This window comes from Variovorax sp. J2L1-78, from assembly GCF_030317205.1.
Classification (GTDB): Bacteria; Pseudomonadota; Gammaproteobacteria; order Burkholderiales; family Burkholderiaceae_C; genus Variovorax; species Variovorax arabinosiphilus.
Map to the genome: position 1 here is coordinate 564721 of NZ_JASZYB010000002.1, position 15952 is coordinate 580672.

A 15952-nucleotide genomic window follows, 5' to 3' on the forward strand; every position below is an offset into this window, starting at 1 on the left:
GCTAACGATCGCCCAACAGATCGCGCAGCGCATGGCCCCACAGCGCATGCGCCGGCCCGGACGCTTGGTGCCCGAAGGCCGTGTCCATTTCCACGTAACGCAGAGCCTGCGGGCGGCTGGCGGGAGCCAGGGCCGCACGCACCGCCGGATCGGGTGGAAAGAGCTGATCGCTGTTGGCGACCACGTACAGCACGTCGGCACGCAGGCCTTCGAGCCGCGGCCGGACATCGAAACCCAGCGCGGCCTTGAGCAGCACGATCAGCGAGTGCGGATCGAATTCGGCCGCCCACGCCGCCGCCATCCGGTCCATTCGCTGATCGCGTTCGCGCGGTGTCATCCCTTGCGCCGCCAGGACCGCATCCATCCCATAGGCCTGCAGCGTGGCCCGCCGCAGACGCTTCATCGTCTCCGGCATACCGCCGCCCGCATGGAATCGCCCGGCGTTCCACGACGGATCGGCCTGCAGCTCGGCTTGCAGCGACCGCAGATTCATGAGCGGGTTCGGGGGCAGGTAGGGCGCCGACACGACGACACCGATCGCATCGACCCATCCGGGATGGTCCAGTGCCCACTGCAAGGCCTGGAAGCCACCGAGGGACGGCCCGACCACCGCACGCAGGTGGCGCACGCCGAGCCGCCCGAGCAGTTCGCGCTGGACATGGACGATGTCCGCGAAGCACACATCGGGAAAGTCCGGCCCGTAAGGAGCCCCGGTGCGCGGATCGATGCTGGCCGGGCCGGTCGTGCCGTAGCACGAACCGAGCACGTTCGAGCAGACGATGAAGTAGCGGTCCGTGTCCAGCGGCTTGCCAGGGCCGATCAAGGGTGCCCACGAGCCTTCCGCCACGCCGTCGCCGTGCGCGAGCATCTGATGGCTCGCGGTGTAGCCGTGCGTGACGAGGATGGCATTGCGGCCGTCGGCGGCCAGCTGTCCATAGCTGGCGTAAGCCACGGAGACCGCGGGCAAGGAGACGCCGGAGGCCAGCCGGAATTCGCCGATCGAAAGGGTCTGGGTACTACTCAATCTGGATTCCTGCATCCTTGATGGTGCGAAGCCAGCGGGTGGTTTCGGCACGCACGAATTTGTCGAAGTCGGCCTGGGAGGTGGTGGCAAAGGGGATCCATCCCTCGGCACTCAGCCGATCCTGCACATCCTTGGACTGAACGGCCTTGAGGGTGGCGTCGTGCAGCCGTTCGACGATGGCCGACGGCGTGCCCTTCGGCGCATCCAGGCCGGCCCACGATGTCACCACGAGTTCGGAGAAGCCGGCCTCCACGAAGGTCGGCACGGCCGGAAACACCGGATTGCGCTGGCGACTCGTCACGGCCAGGGCCTTGAGCTTGCCACCCTGGATGTGCGGGATGGCCGTGTCCTGATTGATCGCCATCAGCGGGACAACCCCCGCGAGCACATCTTGCAAGGCGGGTGCGGTGCCCTTGTAGGCGACGTGATTCATCCGGATGCCGGCCAGGCGCTGGAACATCTCCATCGTCAGGTGTCCCGAGGTGCCGTTGCCGCCGCTGCCGAAGTCGATGCTCGACGGCTTCTTTTTGGCCAGCGCCACCAGCTGCGCCACGGTGCTGGCTTCGAAGTCGGGTTTGGCGACCAGGATGTTCGGTCCCTGGGTCATGGGCGCGATGTGGACGAAGTCGCTCACATAGTCGTAGGGCAGCTTCGGGTACAGGCCGGGATTGATCGTGTTGAACACCCCGGTGAACAGCAACGTGTAGCCGTCGGCCGGCGCCTTGGCGACCACCGCGGTCCCGAGCGAGCCTCCTGCGCCACCGCGGTTGTCGACCACGAAGGGCTGTCCGAAAGCCTTTCCAAGTTCGACAGCCAGCATGCGTGCCAGCCGGTCCGTGGCGCCACCGGGCGGGGTCGGAACGATCAGCCGCACCGGTTTGGAAGGCCACGGCTCGCCCTGCGCCCACACGGCGGCCGGAAGCATGGCGGTGCCCAGCATCGCTGCAAAAGCACGCCGGCTGAGAGGAAGGTGCATGGCTGTCTCCGAGTTTTTGTTGGATGCGGAGCGGGAATGGTATCGGTACCATTTGGGGCGTCAACCCGCGAATCCTCATGGTTATCCCTGGGGTGGGCACCCGATCAGCTGGTGCCGCGCTGCGCGATCGAGAAGCCGACGTCGACTGCTTTCACAGCCTCTGCGCGCCCTTCGATCAGCGCCATCAGCATGCCGGCCGCCGTTCGGCCGATCGCTTCGCCGTCGACATGCACGGTGCTCAGCGAAGGCTCGAGGTCGCTCCCGAACGGAAGATCGCCGCAACCCATCACGGCCAGGCGGGCCGGCACCGCGAGCCCGCGCAACCGCGCCTCCGCGAGAACACCCAGGGCCACGAGGTCGGAGCTGCAGAAGACCGCATCGACCTCGGGCGTGCCCGCGAGCACGGAGGCCAATCCGATCCGCCCATCCATCAAGGTCGCCGGCGCCTTCACCGCATGGGTGACGGGCGGATGCAGCCCCAGGCGGGCCGCTTCGTCGCAGAAGGCCTCGCTGCGCAGCCGCGAGCGCGTGTCGTCGCCGCCGAACAGCGCCAGGCGCCGATAGCCCCGTCCGTGGAAGTAACGCACGACGTCCCGCGCCATGGCCGCGTGCGAAAAGCCGACGAGCATGTCGAGCGGCGTGGGCGTCAGGTCCCAGGTTTCCACGATGGGGACACCGCTGGCGCGCAACCGCTCGGACCACGCTGCATCCTCGAGCACACCGGTCAGCACGATGCCGCCCGGCCGTCGGCCCAGGATGGTCTCCAGCAGCGCATCGCGCCGTGCGTTGTCGTAGCCGGTCTGTCCGAGCAACAGCTGGTAGCCGTTGGCCTCCAGGGCATCGCCAAGGGCTTGCAACATCGGATGCAGGGTCAGCGTGGAGATCGTCGGCACCACGGCGGCAATGAGACGGCTCTGGCCGGACGACAGCGCGCCCGCGGTCAGGTTGGGCACGTAGCCGCTCGCTTTGATGGCGTCCCGGATGCGAAGCCGCACCTGCGCGGAGACCTGGTCGGGCTTGTTCAGTGCACGCGAGACCGTCATGGGCGCGACGCCGGCCATCCGGGCCACGTCGCGGATCGTCACCTGGCCCGTGCCGCGGCGGCGCGGTGGCGCCGGCAGGGGTGACGAGGGTGGGACAAGCGACTCGGGGTGCGACATGCAAAGATTCTAGGAACCCCTCTCGGCGTTCAGCGGTTCTCCAGCCGATTGAAGTCCAGCACCCCGGCGCTCAAGGGCTGATCGCGCGCGTAGCGCGCGTGCACCGCGTCGCTCACGGCCCAGAAGCTCGGGCTGGTGCGCCGCACGCCCCAGCGCTCGACGAAGGCGGTGTAGTCTGCGTCTGAACGCAGCCGGCGGATGGCCTCGGTCATCGCCGGCAGCTCCCCGGCCGTCGCACGGAAGAAGGCATTCGGGTAGCTGCCGACCAGGCCGGGCGTCACGGTCACCGTGTTCTCGTCGGGCCTCAGTTCCCGGCGCTCGCCGAGCAGATGCGACACGCTGCCGTGCGCCGTGTTGCGCAGCAGGTTGAAGGTGGCTGGCGGCGCACCCGGTGCACCCGGCATGTCGACGACGAGCACCGACGACTCCGGCAGCCACTGCAGCGCAGCACCGCGCAGGGCGGCGAGCTCACGCAGGGCCGGCGGCGCGTCCCGGCTCAGCGCGAGGCCGTCGCCGAGCACCGGCGCGAGCCGCGTCTTCATCTGGTCGAGCAGCTCCCGCTTGACGTCCGCCGTCCGGAAGCGGATGCCGCTCTCGACATCGAGCGTGGTGGACGCGCCGCCATAGACCTGCTCGCGCGTGCCGAGGCTGTCGCCGCGGTACCAGCGGTCGCGCACGGCCGTACGCTGCGCCCGCGGCAGCATCGAGATGAAGTTGAACTCGCCTTCCATGCGAAGGAAGTCCATGTAGAGCCGCGAGTTGAGCTGGTGCCCGACGTTGCCGTACACGTCGAAGTTGGCGACCAGCAGGTAGTGGATGCGCTCGAGCAGCGGGTAGCCGATGACCCAGGCGGTCTCGGGCGTGTCGCCGACGAAGCCCTTCACCACGCTCGCGCTGTCGTAGTGGCGGAACACGGTGAGCGCGGCGTTGGCGTTGCGACCCTCGCCGTCCCACAGCAGGCGCAGGTCGAGGTTCTCGGGGCCGCGCAGCTCGCCGGCGTAGAAGTCGGTGCGCGCCTTCAGGTAGCGGTTCTCCAGGCGCGCGTAATGCAGCCACGGAATCAGCACATCGGTGTTGCTGTGGCCGGTCGGCAGGCGCAGCAGGTTGGCGTCGCGCGACAGCAGATCGGCCATCGCCGCGTCGTAGCGCTCGGTCGGCGCCATGAACGTGACCCAGAAGCGGTCGCGGATCACGTCGAGCGCCATCTGGCCGCGGCAGACCGGACCCTTGACGAAGCCCATGATGGTGAACTCCGCCTCGTCGAGCATGAAGCGGTAACGCGCGCCGACCGGCAGCGCCGCGAAGGTGGCGAAGGGGTTGGCGGCCGTGGCCGCGCTGTAGCCCGGCAGCGTGTCCACGCTGTAAGACGCATCGAGAAACAGCGACCGCCAGCGCGCCATGCGATCGGCACCGAGCGCGTAGGGCATGTGCGTCTTCGCGACGATGGTTTCGCGTTCGGGCACCAGCCGGTAGTACACCCGCGCCACGCCCGGGTCGTCGACCGGCCGGCGGCTGCGCACCAGCTGCACGGGCTGCCCTGGCGGCGTGGCCGAGCGCACCAGCTTGAAGTACTGGCGATCGGCATCGTCGTCGAAGTACAGATGCGCGAGGAAGAGATGCTCGTAGGCGTAGCGACTGAACAGCTGCTGCTTGAGCGCATCGCCGTTGAAGAACAGCTCCCACTGCGCCACGCGCTGCAGCGCGAGCGGTGTCGGCGCCCGCGCGGGGCTGGCAGGCGCCCCCAGTTCGAGCCAGCGCGTGAGCGCTCGGTACTCGTCCGCGGCCAGGCCCGGCAGGCCGAAGGGCATGCCGCCGAGCGGCGTGGTGCGCTCGTAGGCATCGATCTGGGTGCCGGCCGGGCAGCTGGCTTCGCGGTTGATGGAGAAATCCAGGCTGGCGTCGGCCACCTCGCCGGCGGGCAAGGGGTGCTGCTGCTTGAGCGCCAGCAGCCGGTGCATCAGGCCGGCCGTCCGGTTGGCCTCGACGGTGGGCGCGTGCTCGTTGAGCACCGCGAAGAAATCGCGCTCGCGCCATTCGGAGGCTTTGTCGGCATCGATGCCGAGCCGGCTCGGCGCGGCCGCCAGCAGGCGCGTGGCGTCGTACACCGGTGTCTTGCTGGCGCCGCGCGCCAGGCCTTCCCAGCTGGTGGCCTTGAGCTGGCACGGTGCGTCGTTGCAGGCATGGCAAACGACACAGCGGCGGTCGAGGATCGGCTGGATCACGCCCTCGTAGGAAGGCGCATCGAGCTGGGTGACCCGCACGTCGAAGCGTTCGGTGTCGGCCGCGCCGAAGCGCGACGCGAAGCCCGACCCGGTGACGACGGCGGCGCAGGCCGCCACGAGCATCAGCCCGATGAGTGCCGCGATACGGCGCATAACGAAATCCCTCGAAGTGCAGACCTTCTGCCCCGGCGATTGTGCGGTGGCCTGTCCGCGCCCGCACCACCCTTTCGGCCGGTGCCGGCCCTGCGGCCGAGCTGCCCATCGGCCCCCAGCGATGCGACATACTGCAAGCCGCCATTTTTGAATGCCCGCCATGACACTCGCCCTCCTGCTCCTGCAGCTCACCGTGATCCTGGTGGTCGCCCGCGGCTGCGGCCTGCTCTTGCGCGCGTTCGGTCAGCCGATGGTCATCGGCGAGATGACGGCCGGCATCCTGCTCGGGCCGATCGTCTTCGGCGCCCTCTTCCCCGCGTGGCACGCGCAGCTGTTTCCGCCGGCCTCGCTGCAGGGCCTGTCGTCGCTGGCCTCGCTCGGGATCGTGCTCTTCATGTTCGTCGTCGGGGCCGAGCTTCGGTCGCCGAGCGGCATGGCGGCACAGGTCAAGTCGGCCGGCTGGGTGGGCGTGTGCAGCATGCTGCTGCCGATGGTGCTGGGCCTGGCGATCGCGCCGGTGCTACACCCGACGCTGGCACCGGCGGGCCTGCCTTTCTGGCCCTTCGCGCTGTTCCTCGGCGTGGCGCTGTCGATCACGGCCTTCCCGGTGCTCGCCCGCATCCTGAAGGACCGCCACATGACGCGCACGCCGGTGGGCCAGCTGGCGCTCGGTGCCGCCGGCGTGGTCGACTCGCTGGCCTGGGTGCTGCTCGCGCTGGTGGTCGCCTTCGCGAGTTCGGGCGCCGGGCTGGCGGGCTTCATGCGCATCAGCCTGGGGCTCGCGGTGCTGGTGGCCGTCATCTTCCTCGTCGTCAAGCCGCTCGTTGCCCGCATGCTGCGCGTGCATGCGCCGGGCGGCGTGCCGTCGCCGACGGTGCTGGCGACGCTGATGATCGGCCTGTTCGCCTGCGCCATGGTGACCGAGTGGCTGCACCTGCACGCCGTCTTCGGCGCCTTCCTGTTCGGCCTGAGCCTGCCGCGCGACGACCGCCTGCTCAAGCACCTGGTCGAGCGGCTGGAGCCGCTGTCGATCATCGTGCTGATGCCGATCTTCTTCGCGCTGGCGGGGCTGGGCACCACCTCGGGCGCCTTCGCCCACGCGGGACTTGGCGCCATGGCGCTGATCCTGGTGGTCGCCAGCGTCGGCAAGATCGCCGGTGGAGCCGCCGGCGCGCGGGTCAGCGGCTACGGCTGGCGGGACAGCCTGGCGACCGGCGCGCTGATGAACTCGCGCGGCCTGATGGAACTCATCGTCATCAAGGTCGGCCTCGATGCCGGCCTGATCGGTCCCGAGCTGTTCACGATGCTGCTCGTGATGGCGCTCGTCACGACGGCCTCGACCGGCCCGCTGCTCAGCCTCATCGCCCGTCCCAGCCACGACGCCACGGCCGACGGCGCACGACGGGCCTGAAGCCCCGCACAACACACCAAAAAGGAGAACGCGACCCATGCCAACAGTTCAGGAATGCGATGTGCTCGTCGTCGGCGGCGGCCCCGCGGGGTCGACCATCGCGGCGCTTCTGGCGCGCGAAGGCCGCCATGTGGTGCTGCTCGAGAAGGCGCACCACCCGCGCTTCCACATCGGCGAATCGCTGCTGCCAGGCAATGTCGAGCTGTTCGAAAAACTCGGTGTGCGCGAGCAGGTCGAGAAGATCGGCATGCCGAAGTTCGGCATCGAGTTCGTGCCGCCCGACCTCGACTACTGCAGCTACGTCGACTTCTCCGAAGGCTGGGACCCGAGCAAGGACTCGGCCTGGCAGGTGCGCCGCTCGGAGCTCGATGAGCTGCTGTTCCGCAATGCGGCCACGCTGGGCGCGCTGACCCTCGAGGGCGCGAAGGTGCGCGAGATCGATTTCGACGACAGCGGCGCCACCGTGCAGGCGGTGCTCGACGACGGTGCCAACCGCACCTGGCGCACGCGCTTCGTGGTCGACGCCAGTGGTCGCGACACGGTGCTGGCCAGCAAGTTCAAGAGCAAGAAGAAGAACCCCGACCACAACAGCACGGCGCTCTTCGGGCACTTCCGCAATGCGCGGCGCCTGGAGGGCAGGCGCGAAGGCAACATCAGCATCTGCTGGTTCGAGCACGGCTGGTTCTGGTTCATTCCGCTGGCCGACGGCACCACCAGCGTCGGCGCGGTGTGCTGGGCCTACTACCTGAAGGCGCGCGACAAGCCGCTGAAGGACTACTTCTTCGACACCATCGCGCTCTGCCCCGAGCTGCACGACCGCCTGAAGGACGCGACGCTGGTGGACGACGCCGTGCACGCCACGGGCAACTTCGCCTATTCGAGCACGCACGCCACCGGCGACCGCTACCTGATGGTGGGCGATGCCTTCACCTTCATCGACCCGATGTTCTCGTCGGGCGTGTTCCTGGCGATGCAGAGCGCCTTCGACGGCGCGAAGCTGGTGCAGACGGCGCTCGACCGGCCCGCCGAACTGACCGCGGCGCGCCAAGCCCTGGAGGAACGCATGCGCGTCGGCCCGCGCGACTACTCGTGGTTCATCTACCGCGTGACGAACCCGACCATCCGCGACATGTTCATGCACCCGCAGAACATCTTCAACGTGAAGCAGGGGCTCATGTCCTTGCTCGCCGCCGACATCCATCAGGAAGGGCCCCGCTACCGGCGCTCGCTGCTGATGTTCAAGGTGGTCTATTACTTCGTCTCACTGCTGAACTTCCGCCGCACCTATGCCGGCTGGAAGCGCCACCGCTTCAACATCCGCGACATGGGCATGCTGCGCGGCGAAACCATCATGAAGGCCGACGGCGCCGAAGCGCCTCGATGAACTTCCAGCCCGTCCTCGACGAGATCGACGCCGAACTGCGCCCGCTGCTCGGGCAGGCCGGCACGGTGGCCAGGTACATCCCGGCGCTGGCGCGCGTGCCGGCGCAGCAGTTCGGCATCGCGCTGCGCACCTGCCACGGCGAGGAGGCCTGCGCCGGCGACGCGGCCGTGCCCTTCTCGATCCAGAGCATCTCGAAGCTCTTCACCCTGACGCTCGCCATGCGGCGCATGGGCGACGCGCTGTGGGAGCGCATCGGCCGCGAGCCCTCGGGCAATCCCTTCAACTCGCTGGTGCAGCTGGAGAACGAGCAGGGCAAGCCGCGCAACCCCTTCATCAATGCCGGCGCCATCGCGGTGGCCGACCGGCTGCTGAGCCAGGGGGATGCCCAGCGCGACATCCTCGCGTTGATGAGCGACCTGGCGGGCGAGCCGATCGGCTTCGACGAGGAGGTGGCCGCGTCGGAGGCGGCCACCGGCTACCGCAACTACGCGCTGGCCAACTTCATGAAGAGCTTCGGCAAGATCGACAACGACGTGACGCCGGTGCTCGATGTGTACTTCCACCAGTGCGCGCTGCGCATGACCTGCCTGCAGCTGGCGCGCGCCGCGGCCTTTCTGAGCCGCGACGGCGCCCATCCGCTCGGCGGGCAGCCGGCCGTGTGCACCGAGCGCCAGACGCGCCGGCTCAATGCGCTGATGCTCACCTGCGGCACCTACGACGCGGCCGGCGACGTGGCCTTCTCGATCGGCCTGCCCTGCAAGAGCGGCGTGGGCGGCGGCATCGTGGCGGTGGTGCCCGACCACCTCACGCTGGCCGTGTGGTCGCCCGCGCTCGACGCCACGGGCAATTCGCTGCTCGGCCTGAAGGCGCTGGAGCTGTTCGTCGCGAAGACCGGGCTGTCGGTGTTCTGAGCCGCTCGGCGCCGTGTCGTGCAGCTGTGCAAGACTCGACCCCTCATGACCGACATTTCAAGCACCGCCGACGAATCCGGCACCGAACCGATCCAGACGCCGACGCTGTGGGGCGACGAGCAGTGGACCGCCCGCATCATCAAGAACGAAGACGACGACGGCTGGGCCGTCGCGATGACGCGCCACGGCGACCCCGAACCCGCGCTGGTCGGCCCCTGGACCATGGGCCGCGACAAGAAGAACCCCAAGCCGCTGGACACGCCGGCCTTCCACACGCTGGTGAAGACCGCCAACGAGGTGCTGCGCCGTCACGAGCAGCAGCTGCATGCGCAGCTCAACAAGCACGTGTTCGTCGGGCACGGCACCGAACGCATCCGCGTGGCGCTGCGCATCGTGCCGGACGAGGACAACCCGCACGGCCTGCTCAGCGCGCAGGACGAATCGGGCACGACGCTCGGCGAAGCGCGCGTGGCGCCGACCTTCAAGCTCACGGCCACCAGCGCGGAGGCCTGGGTCGAGAACGGCTACCCTTCGAAGCCGCGATAGCCGGCCGCCCCTCAGGGACTTCCCCGCCGCCGGCCCGGAACATCGGCGCGATGATCGCGTCGAACAGGGAACCATCGAACGCCGACGAACCTCGCCAGAAGGCAATGCACACACCATGGGCTCGAACATGCACCTCTTTCCTCTTCCGTCCGTGATGCGCCGCTCGACGCTGGTGGCCGTCGCGGCCGCCGCCCTCGCTGCCTGCGGCACCACCACGCCGCTGCCGCCCATGGCACCGCTGCCCACCTACCCCGTGCCGGCCGCGCCGCCGCCGGCGCCCCTCCCCGCCCCGACGCCGCCCGGCCTGCGCGACGCCCCCGGCGCCACCTTCGGCGCGCCCGCGGCCGGCCCGGTGATCGGACGCTTCGACGGCAACGCGAACAAGGGCATCGACATCGGCGGGCGGATGGGCGACCCGATCCGCGCATCCCGCGCCGGGCAGGTGGTGCTGGTGAGCAGTGCGCTGCCGGCCTACGGCACGATGGTCATCCTCAAGCACGACAACGACTTCATCACCGCCTATGCGCACATCAGCCGTCCCCTGGTGGCCGAGGGCGACCAGGTGGCGCGCGGCCAGCCGATCGCCGAGATGGGCCAGAGCGGCACCGACCGCGTGAAGCTGCGCTTCGAGATCCGCAAGGCCGGCGTGGCGGTCGACCCGGAGCCCTACCTCAGCGGCCGGATGCAGTGAGTTTGGGGCGCGCGCCGTGAGCGCGCGCAGCGCTCAGCAGTTGCCCTTCTTGGCCTGTCCGGGCGGGCAGTGGTGGCGGTCGTCATGCCGGTCATGGCGGCGCTCGGCACGCCGCTCCGCGCGGCGCCAGTCGCCCTCGCGCCAGCGCCACCCGTCGTCGACCCGCACCCAGGCGCCCGGCGCATAGGCGTAGTCGGGGCGCGCGGCCTGGTAGTGGCCGCGCATCCAGACGTAGTCCCGGCCGTTCCATTGCCAGTGACCGGGCACCCACACGTGGCCGGCGCGCAGGCCGGGCATGCGCTCATGGCGCGGCGGCGGTGGCGCCCTGCGCACCACGTCGCCACCGACGTTGATGTTCACGGAGACCTGCGCGGTGGCAGGGAAGGCGGCTGCGGCCAGCACGGCGGCCAGCAGGAGGGTGGTGCTTTTCATAGGTTCCTGACGGTTCGGACGGCCCCCAGCATAGGCCATGTGCGCACCCGGTCAGGCCAACGCTGCGGGCCGCCCCCAGCGAGGCCACAGCCCGTGCCAGCGCGCGGCCGGCGCATGCTGCAGCAGTTCGACGTCGCCATCGGCTGCCTCCAGCACGCAACCACCGCCTTGCGCCAGTGCATGGCATTGGCCTTCGTCCAGCCGACGCACGGGCGCCACCACGGTGTCGGCCAGCCAACGCATCGGCTCGCGCAGCACCAGCGCACCGGCCGCGACCTGCAGCACGGTGCCGGCGTCGAAGGCCGCGTGCACGGCCTGGCCGCGTTGCAGCCGCAGGGTGCGGATCGTCGAGGGCCGGGTCGAGGTCGAGATCGAGGTCATCGGAAACTCCTTGAAGCGAGGCCTCGATGCTCCGCCGCGAGGCCATCCCGCAACAGGCACAGGCGGCGGCGATACAACCGGAACAGCGGGGCTGCGGCGCCCTCTGTTATGGTCACTTTCCGAGAATCTGCATCTGTTCCACGGCCCGGGCACGGGCCAGCATCGGCCCATGTCCACGACGACGACACCGCCGCTCTACCGCCAGCTCGCGACCCACTACCGGGGCGCGATCGAGGCCGGCGCGCTGCAGCCGGGCACGCGCATGCCGTCGCTGCGCAGTCTGATGCGGCTGCACGACATCAGCCTGTCGACCGCGCTGCAGCTGTGCCGCACGCTCGAATCCGACGGCTGGGCCGAGGCACGCGAACGCTCGGGCTACTTCGTGCGGCGGCCGCAGCGCCTGCGCATGGCGCAGATGGACGAGCCGCTCGCCGGCCTGCGCCCCGACCCGGCGCAGTACGTGGGCATCCACGGCCAGGTGTCGGACTTCGTGGCACGGCGGCGTGCGGCCAAGGTCAAGCTCAACCTCTCGATCGCCCGTGCGGCACCGCAGTTCTACCCGGCCGAGGAACTGCGCGCCGCGATGACCCGCGCCCTGCGCCTGTGGCCGGACGTCGTCTCCAGCGTGCCGCCGCTGCAGGGCGACCCGCACTTCCGCAGCGTGATCGCCCAGCGCGCGGTGGCCGCCGGCATGGCGATCGCGCCCGACGACGTGCTGGTCACCAACGGCTGCATCGAGGCGCTCAACCTCGCGCTGCGCGCGGTGGCCAAGCCCGGTGACACCATCGCGGTGGAGTCGCCCACCTTCTACGGCCTGCTGCAGGTGCTCGAGAGCCTCGGCCTGCGCGCGCTGGAGATCCCGACCAGCCCGCAGACCGGCCTGTCGATCGAGGCGCTCGAACTCGCCGTGCAGACCTACGGCGACATCCAGGCCCTGGTGGTGGTGCCGCATCTGCAGAACCCGCTGGGCAGCGTGATGCCCGATGCGCACAAGGAACGCCTGGTGCGGCTGTGCGAGGCGCAGGGCATCGCACTGATCGAGGACGACACCTACACCGAGCTGCTCGACGCCGAGGGCACGCCCCGCGCGCTCAAGTCGTGGGACCGCACGGGCAACGTGCTGCACTGCGCATCGATGCACAAGATCCTGGCGCCCGGCCTGCGGCTGGGCTGGATCACCGCCGGTCGCTGGCAGGCGCGCGTGGAGATGCTCAAGTACACGCAGACGCGCAACAACGAGATCCTCTCGCAGCTGGGCGCCGGGCAGTTCATGGGCACCGGCGCCTACGACCGCCACCTGCGGCGCCTGCGCACCGCCCTGCGCGGGCAGCGCGAGCGCACGGCCGAAGCCATCGCCACCTACTTCCCCGAGGGCACACGCATGAACCTGCCGCCGGGCGGCCTGCAGCTGTGGGTCGAGTTGCCCGAGGGCTGCTCGTCGGCCGTGGTGTTCGATGCCGCGCTGCAGGAAGGCATCGCGATCGCACCGGGCTGGCTGTTCTCGAACAACGCACGCAGCGACCGCTTCCTGCGCATCAATTGCGGCTGGCCTTATGACGATGGGCTCGACACGGCCCTGCGGCGCCTGGGCACGCTGGCCGGCAACGCGATCCGCGTTGGCTGATCGCGGCGCTGATCAGCGCGCGGTACGGCGGCGCGAGCGCGCCAGCGCGATCGATTCCGTCACGCCCCACACGAGGGCGCCAGCGAGCACGCGGCACACGTGGAACGCGGTCGTCGGCAGGTGCAGGGCAGCGCGCATGGCAAGGTTTCGACAAGAGGGAGGAACACCGCCACCCTACGCGCCGAACATGACGTTTTGATGGCAGGCCGATGGCTATGCTCACGGCGGATTCCACCCCCTGCCATGCGCCCCGCCAGCCCCTCCGACCTGCCCGAACTCCTGGAGCTCCAGGCCCTCGTCGACCTCGCCGGACCGGCCATGGAGCGGCGCGTGCTGTGCAGCGTCGACGCCGGCGGCGAACGCTTCGAGGTGCAGGCCTTCCTGCTCGGCAGCGAACGCAGCGACGTGCCGGCCGTGGGCTTCTTCGGCGGCGTGCACGGGCTCGAACGCATCGGCGCGCAGGTCACCATCGCCTACCTGCGCAACATCGTCACGCGGCTGCAGTGGGACACCACGCTGCAGCGGCAGCTCGAGACGCTGCGGCTCGTCTTCCTGCCCATCGTCAACCCCGGCGGCCTGTGGCTGGGCACGCGTGCCAACCCGCGCGGCGTCGACCTGATGCGCAACGCACCGGTCGATGCGCTCGGCCGCGTGCCCTGGCTGCTCGGCGGACAACGCCTGAGCGCCACGCTGCCTTGGTACCGCGGCGTGGAAGGCGCCGCGATGGAGGACGAAAGCCAGGCGCTGTGCGCGCTGGTCGAGCGCGAACTGCTCAGCCGCCCCTTCAGCATCGCGCTCGACTGCCACTCCGGCTTCGGCTTGGCCGACCGCCTGTGGTTCCCGTACGCGCACACGCCCAAACCGATGGCGCACCTGCCCGAGATGCATGCGCTGGGCGAGCTGATCGACCTGAACCTGATGCACCACCCCTACGTGCTCGAGCCGCAGAGCCGGCAGTACACCGCGCACGGCGACCTGTGGGACCACCTCTACCTCACAGCCTGCACGCGGCCCGACACGCTCTTCCTGCCGCTCACGCTGGAGATGGGCTCGTGGCTGTGGGTGAAGAAGAACCCACGCCAGCTCTTCTCGCGGCACGGCATCTTCAACCCGGTCATCGCGCACCGGCAGCAGCGCGTGCTGAGGCGTCACCTGTGGTGGATGGACTTCATCACGCGCGCGGCCAGCAGCTATCAGCAGTGGGTGCCGGTCGACGAGACGCGGCGCCGCCACCATGCGCAGGCGCTGGCGCGCTGGTACGAGGCGGTGTGAGCACGATGGCCGACGACCTGCCCTGGGTGCTGCTGCGCGGCCTCACGCGCGAAGCCGGCCATTGGGGGCCGTTGCCATCACTGCTGGCCGAGCGGCTGCCTGGCGCCCGCATCCTCACGCTCGACCTGCCCGGTGCCGGCGAACGGCACGCGGTGCGCAGCCCGACGTCGATCCGCGCCACGATGGACGACTGCCGCACGCAACTGCACGCGCTCGGCGTGACGCGCTGCCACCTGCTCGCCATGTCGCTCGGCGCGATGGTCGCGGTCGAGTGGGCGCATCGGCATCCGCAGGAGGTCGCCAGCGCCGTGCTGGTCAACACCAGCCTGCGCCCCTTCAGCGCGTGGCACCAGCGCCTGCGGCCCCGCCACTACCCCGCGCTGCTCGGCGTGCTGTGGCCCTGGCGCGATGCACAGGCGCGCGAAGCCGTCGTGCTGCAGCTCACCAGCCGGCGCCGCTTCACCGCGGCGCAGAAGATGGCCGTCATCGATGCCTGGGTCGCGCTGCGCGAACGGCACCCGGTGTCGACGACGAACGCGCTGCGCCAGCTGCTTGCGGCGGCGCGCTACCGGGCGCCGGTGCAGGCGCCGGGCGTGCCGTTGCTGGTGCTGGTGGGCGGGGGCGATGTGCTCGTCGATCCGGGATGTTCGCGCCGCCTGGCGCAGGCGTGGCGGTTGCCGATCGCCGAGCATCCGACGGCCGGCCATGACCTCGCACTGGACGACCCCGACTGGGTCGCGACACAGGTCGAGACCTGGGCCGGATTCAAGCCTGCCGGAACCCCATCAGCGTCTCGATGACCCATTCGGTCGCGCCGTCGAGCGAGGCCTGGCTGCGGTGCGCGATGCCCAGGTGCCGCGTCAGCTTGGGGCTCAGCGGCAGGATCTGCACGCGCTCGCGCCAGGCGTCGTCGGTGCTGGGCGTCAGCGGCAGCATGGCCGCGCCGTAGCCGGCGGCGACCAGGCTGCGAATGGCGACGTCGTAGTTCAGCTCGATGCGTGCGCGCGGCGCCTGGCCGGCGTTGGCGAACCATTCGACGGCGAGCCGGTACATGTGGGTGGTGGCGTCGTTGAAGATCAGCGGCTGGGCGGCGAGCCAGGCCGGCGTGACCCGCCTGGGCGCCTTCCACTTCGGTGGCACGAAGGCCATCATCGGCTGGCTGCGCCAGGCGGTGACCACCAGGTCGCGCAGCGGCGGCTGCGGCATCGCGACCAGCCCGATGTCGAGCGTGCCCTGCGCCAGGCGCGACATCGCATCGGCGGAGCCGAGGATGCTCACTTCGACATCGATGCCCGGGTGGTTCGCCTGCAGCGTTTCGAGCACCTGCGGCAGCAGGTCGATCACCACGCCGGTCGAGGTGCCCAGCCGCACACGGCCGATGCGGCCTTCGGCCTGCCGGCGCACCGCGTCGACGGCGTCGTCGGCATCGCGCAGCAGGCGCCGACCGCGCTCGACCAGCGCCGCACCGGCCGGCGTGAGGGTGACGCTGCGGCTGCCGCGCGCCACCAATTGGGCGCCCAGGCGCGATTCGAGTTCGCTGATGTGCAGGCTGACGGTCGGCTGCGCGAGATGCAGCGCCTTCGCGGCGGCGGAGAAGGTGCCGAGATCGGTGATGGCCACCAGCGTGCGCAGCTGGTCGAGGTTGAGTTGGCGCATGGCGTCGTGGGTGTGGTGAGCTATCAGGAAGGCTGATCGACGGCCTCAGAAATCTCAACTTCCACAATAGCATGCGAATGCTGAAGATGGCGGCTCACTTCAGCCAAGG

General features: G+C 69.9%; 16 protein-coding genes. 8 read left to right on the forward strand and 8 right to left on the reverse strand.

The features are described from left to right. Position 1 precedes the first annotated feature (1 nt). From QTH86_RS16555 to QTH86_RS16570, 4 genes are all read right to left on the reverse strand, one after another. Positions 2–1039, reverse strand: coding sequence for an alpha/beta fold hydrolase (locus QTH86_RS16555; RefSeq protein WP_286647292.1), 1038 nt, complete (start codon positions 1037–1039; stop codon positions 2–4). Continuing rightward, positions 1017–2000 carry a Bug family tripartite tricarboxylate transporter substrate binding protein gene (locus QTH86_RS16560; protein ID WP_286647293.1) on the reverse strand — a complete coding sequence of 328 codons (984 nt, stop codon included), beginning with the start codon at positions 1998–2000 and terminating at the stop codon, positions 1017–1019. Before QTH86_RS16560 ends, QTH86_RS16555 begins: the two co-directional genes overlap by 23 nt. A gap of 104 nt (positions 2001–2104) precedes the next feature. Next, the gene (locus tag QTH86_RS16565) at positions 2105–3085 is read right to left on the reverse strand and encodes a LacI family DNA-binding transcriptional regulator (protein ID WP_286647294.1); all 981 of its coding nucleotides are present in this window, start codon (positions 3083–3085) and stop codon (positions 2105–2107) included. A 104-nt stretch (positions 3086–3189) separates the two neighbouring features. Then, positions 3190–5535: a fatty acid cis/trans isomerase gene (locus QTH86_RS16570; protein ID WP_286647295.1), complete on the reverse strand. Its 2346-nt coding sequence runs from the start codon at positions 5533–5535 to the stop codon at positions 3190–3192. A 160-nt stretch (positions 5536–5695) separates the two neighbouring features. Between QTH86_RS16570 and QTH86_RS16575 the strand changes: the two genes are divergently transcribed. From QTH86_RS16575 to QTH86_RS16595, 5 genes are all read left to right on the forward strand, one after another. Continuing rightward, positions 5696–6946: a cation:proton antiporter domain-containing protein gene (locus QTH86_RS16575; RefSeq protein WP_286647296.1), complete on the forward strand. Its 1251-nt coding sequence runs from the start codon at positions 5696–5698 to the stop codon at positions 6944–6946. Positions 6947–6983: 37 nt separating this feature from the next. Then, positions 6984–8330 carry an NAD(P)/FAD-dependent oxidoreductase gene (locus tag QTH86_RS16580; RefSeq protein ID WP_286647297.1) on the forward strand — a complete coding sequence of 449 codons (1347 nt, stop codon included), beginning with the start codon at positions 6984–6986 and terminating at the stop codon, positions 8328–8330. Continuing rightward, the gene (locus QTH86_RS16585) at positions 8327–9241 is read left to right on the forward strand and encodes a glutaminase (RefSeq protein WP_286647298.1); all 915 of its coding nucleotides are present in this window, start codon (positions 8327–8329) and stop codon (positions 9239–9241) included. The genes QTH86_RS16580 and QTH86_RS16585 overlap by 4 nt, the downstream gene beginning before the upstream one ends. Positions 9242–9286: 45 nt before the next feature. Then, a complete protein-coding gene (locus QTH86_RS16590; protein WP_286647299.1) occupies positions 9287–9787 on the forward strand; it encodes a hypothetical protein in 501 nt (166 codons plus the stop codon). A gap of 115 nt (positions 9788–9902) precedes the next feature. Continuing rightward, positions 9903–10478 (forward strand): murein hydrolase activator EnvC family protein, encoded by a 576-nt coding sequence (locus tag QTH86_RS16595; protein WP_286647300.1) that lies wholly within the window; start codon positions 9903–9905, stop codon positions 10476–10478. A gap of 33 nt (positions 10479–10511) precedes the next feature. On the opposite strand, the gene QTH86_RS16600 is transcribed toward QTH86_RS16595, so the two are convergent. Further along, positions 10512–10910, reverse strand: a complete 399-nt coding sequence (locus tag QTH86_RS16600; protein WP_286647301.1) for a hypothetical protein — start codon at positions 10908–10910, stop codon at positions 10512–10514. Positions 10911–10961: 51 nt separating this feature from the next. Continuing rightward, complete coding sequence (locus tag QTH86_RS16605) at positions 10962–11291, reverse strand: hypothetical protein (RefSeq protein WP_286647302.1); 330 nt, start codon at positions 11289–11291, stop codon at positions 10962–10964. A 169-nt stretch (positions 11292–11460) separates the two neighbouring features. Between QTH86_RS16605 and QTH86_RS16610 the strand changes: the two genes are divergently transcribed. Beyond that, the gene (locus tag QTH86_RS16610) at positions 11461–12915 is read left to right on the forward strand and encodes an aminotransferase-like domain-containing protein (protein WP_286647303.1); all 1455 of its coding nucleotides are present in this window, start codon (positions 11461–11463) and stop codon (positions 12913–12915) included. A gap of 12 nt (positions 12916–12927) precedes the next feature. Here QTH86_RS16610 and QTH86_RS16615 read toward each other — a convergent pair whose 3' ends face one another. Continuing rightward, positions 12928–13053 (reverse strand): hypothetical protein, encoded by a 126-nt coding sequence (locus QTH86_RS16615; RefSeq protein WP_286647304.1) that lies wholly within the window; start codon positions 13051–13053, stop codon positions 12928–12930. 105 nt (positions 13054–13158) lie between these two features. On the opposite strand from QTH86_RS16615, the gene QTH86_RS16620 reads away from it, so the two are divergent. Both QTH86_RS16620 and QTH86_RS16625 read left to right on the forward strand, forming a co-directional pair. Next, positions 13159–14187 (forward strand): M14 family zinc carboxypeptidase, encoded by a 1029-nt coding sequence (locus QTH86_RS16620; RefSeq protein WP_286647305.1) that lies wholly within the window; start codon positions 13159–13161, stop codon positions 14185–14187. Between the two features lie 5 nt (positions 14188–14192). Further along, on the forward strand, positions 14193–14987 hold the full coding sequence (locus QTH86_RS16625) for an alpha/beta fold hydrolase (protein ID WP_286647687.1): 795 nt from the start codon (positions 14193–14195) through the stop codon (positions 14985–14987). Here the strand turns inward: QTH86_RS16625 and QTH86_RS16630 are convergent. Further along, positions 14953–15843 carry a LysR family transcriptional regulator gene (locus tag QTH86_RS16630; RefSeq protein WP_286647306.1) on the reverse strand — a complete coding sequence of 297 codons (891 nt, stop codon included), beginning with the start codon at positions 15841–15843 and terminating at the stop codon, positions 14953–14955. The two genes, QTH86_RS16625 and QTH86_RS16630, sit on opposite strands and share 35 nt — an antisense overlap. Positions 15844–15952: the final 109 nt, after the last annotated feature.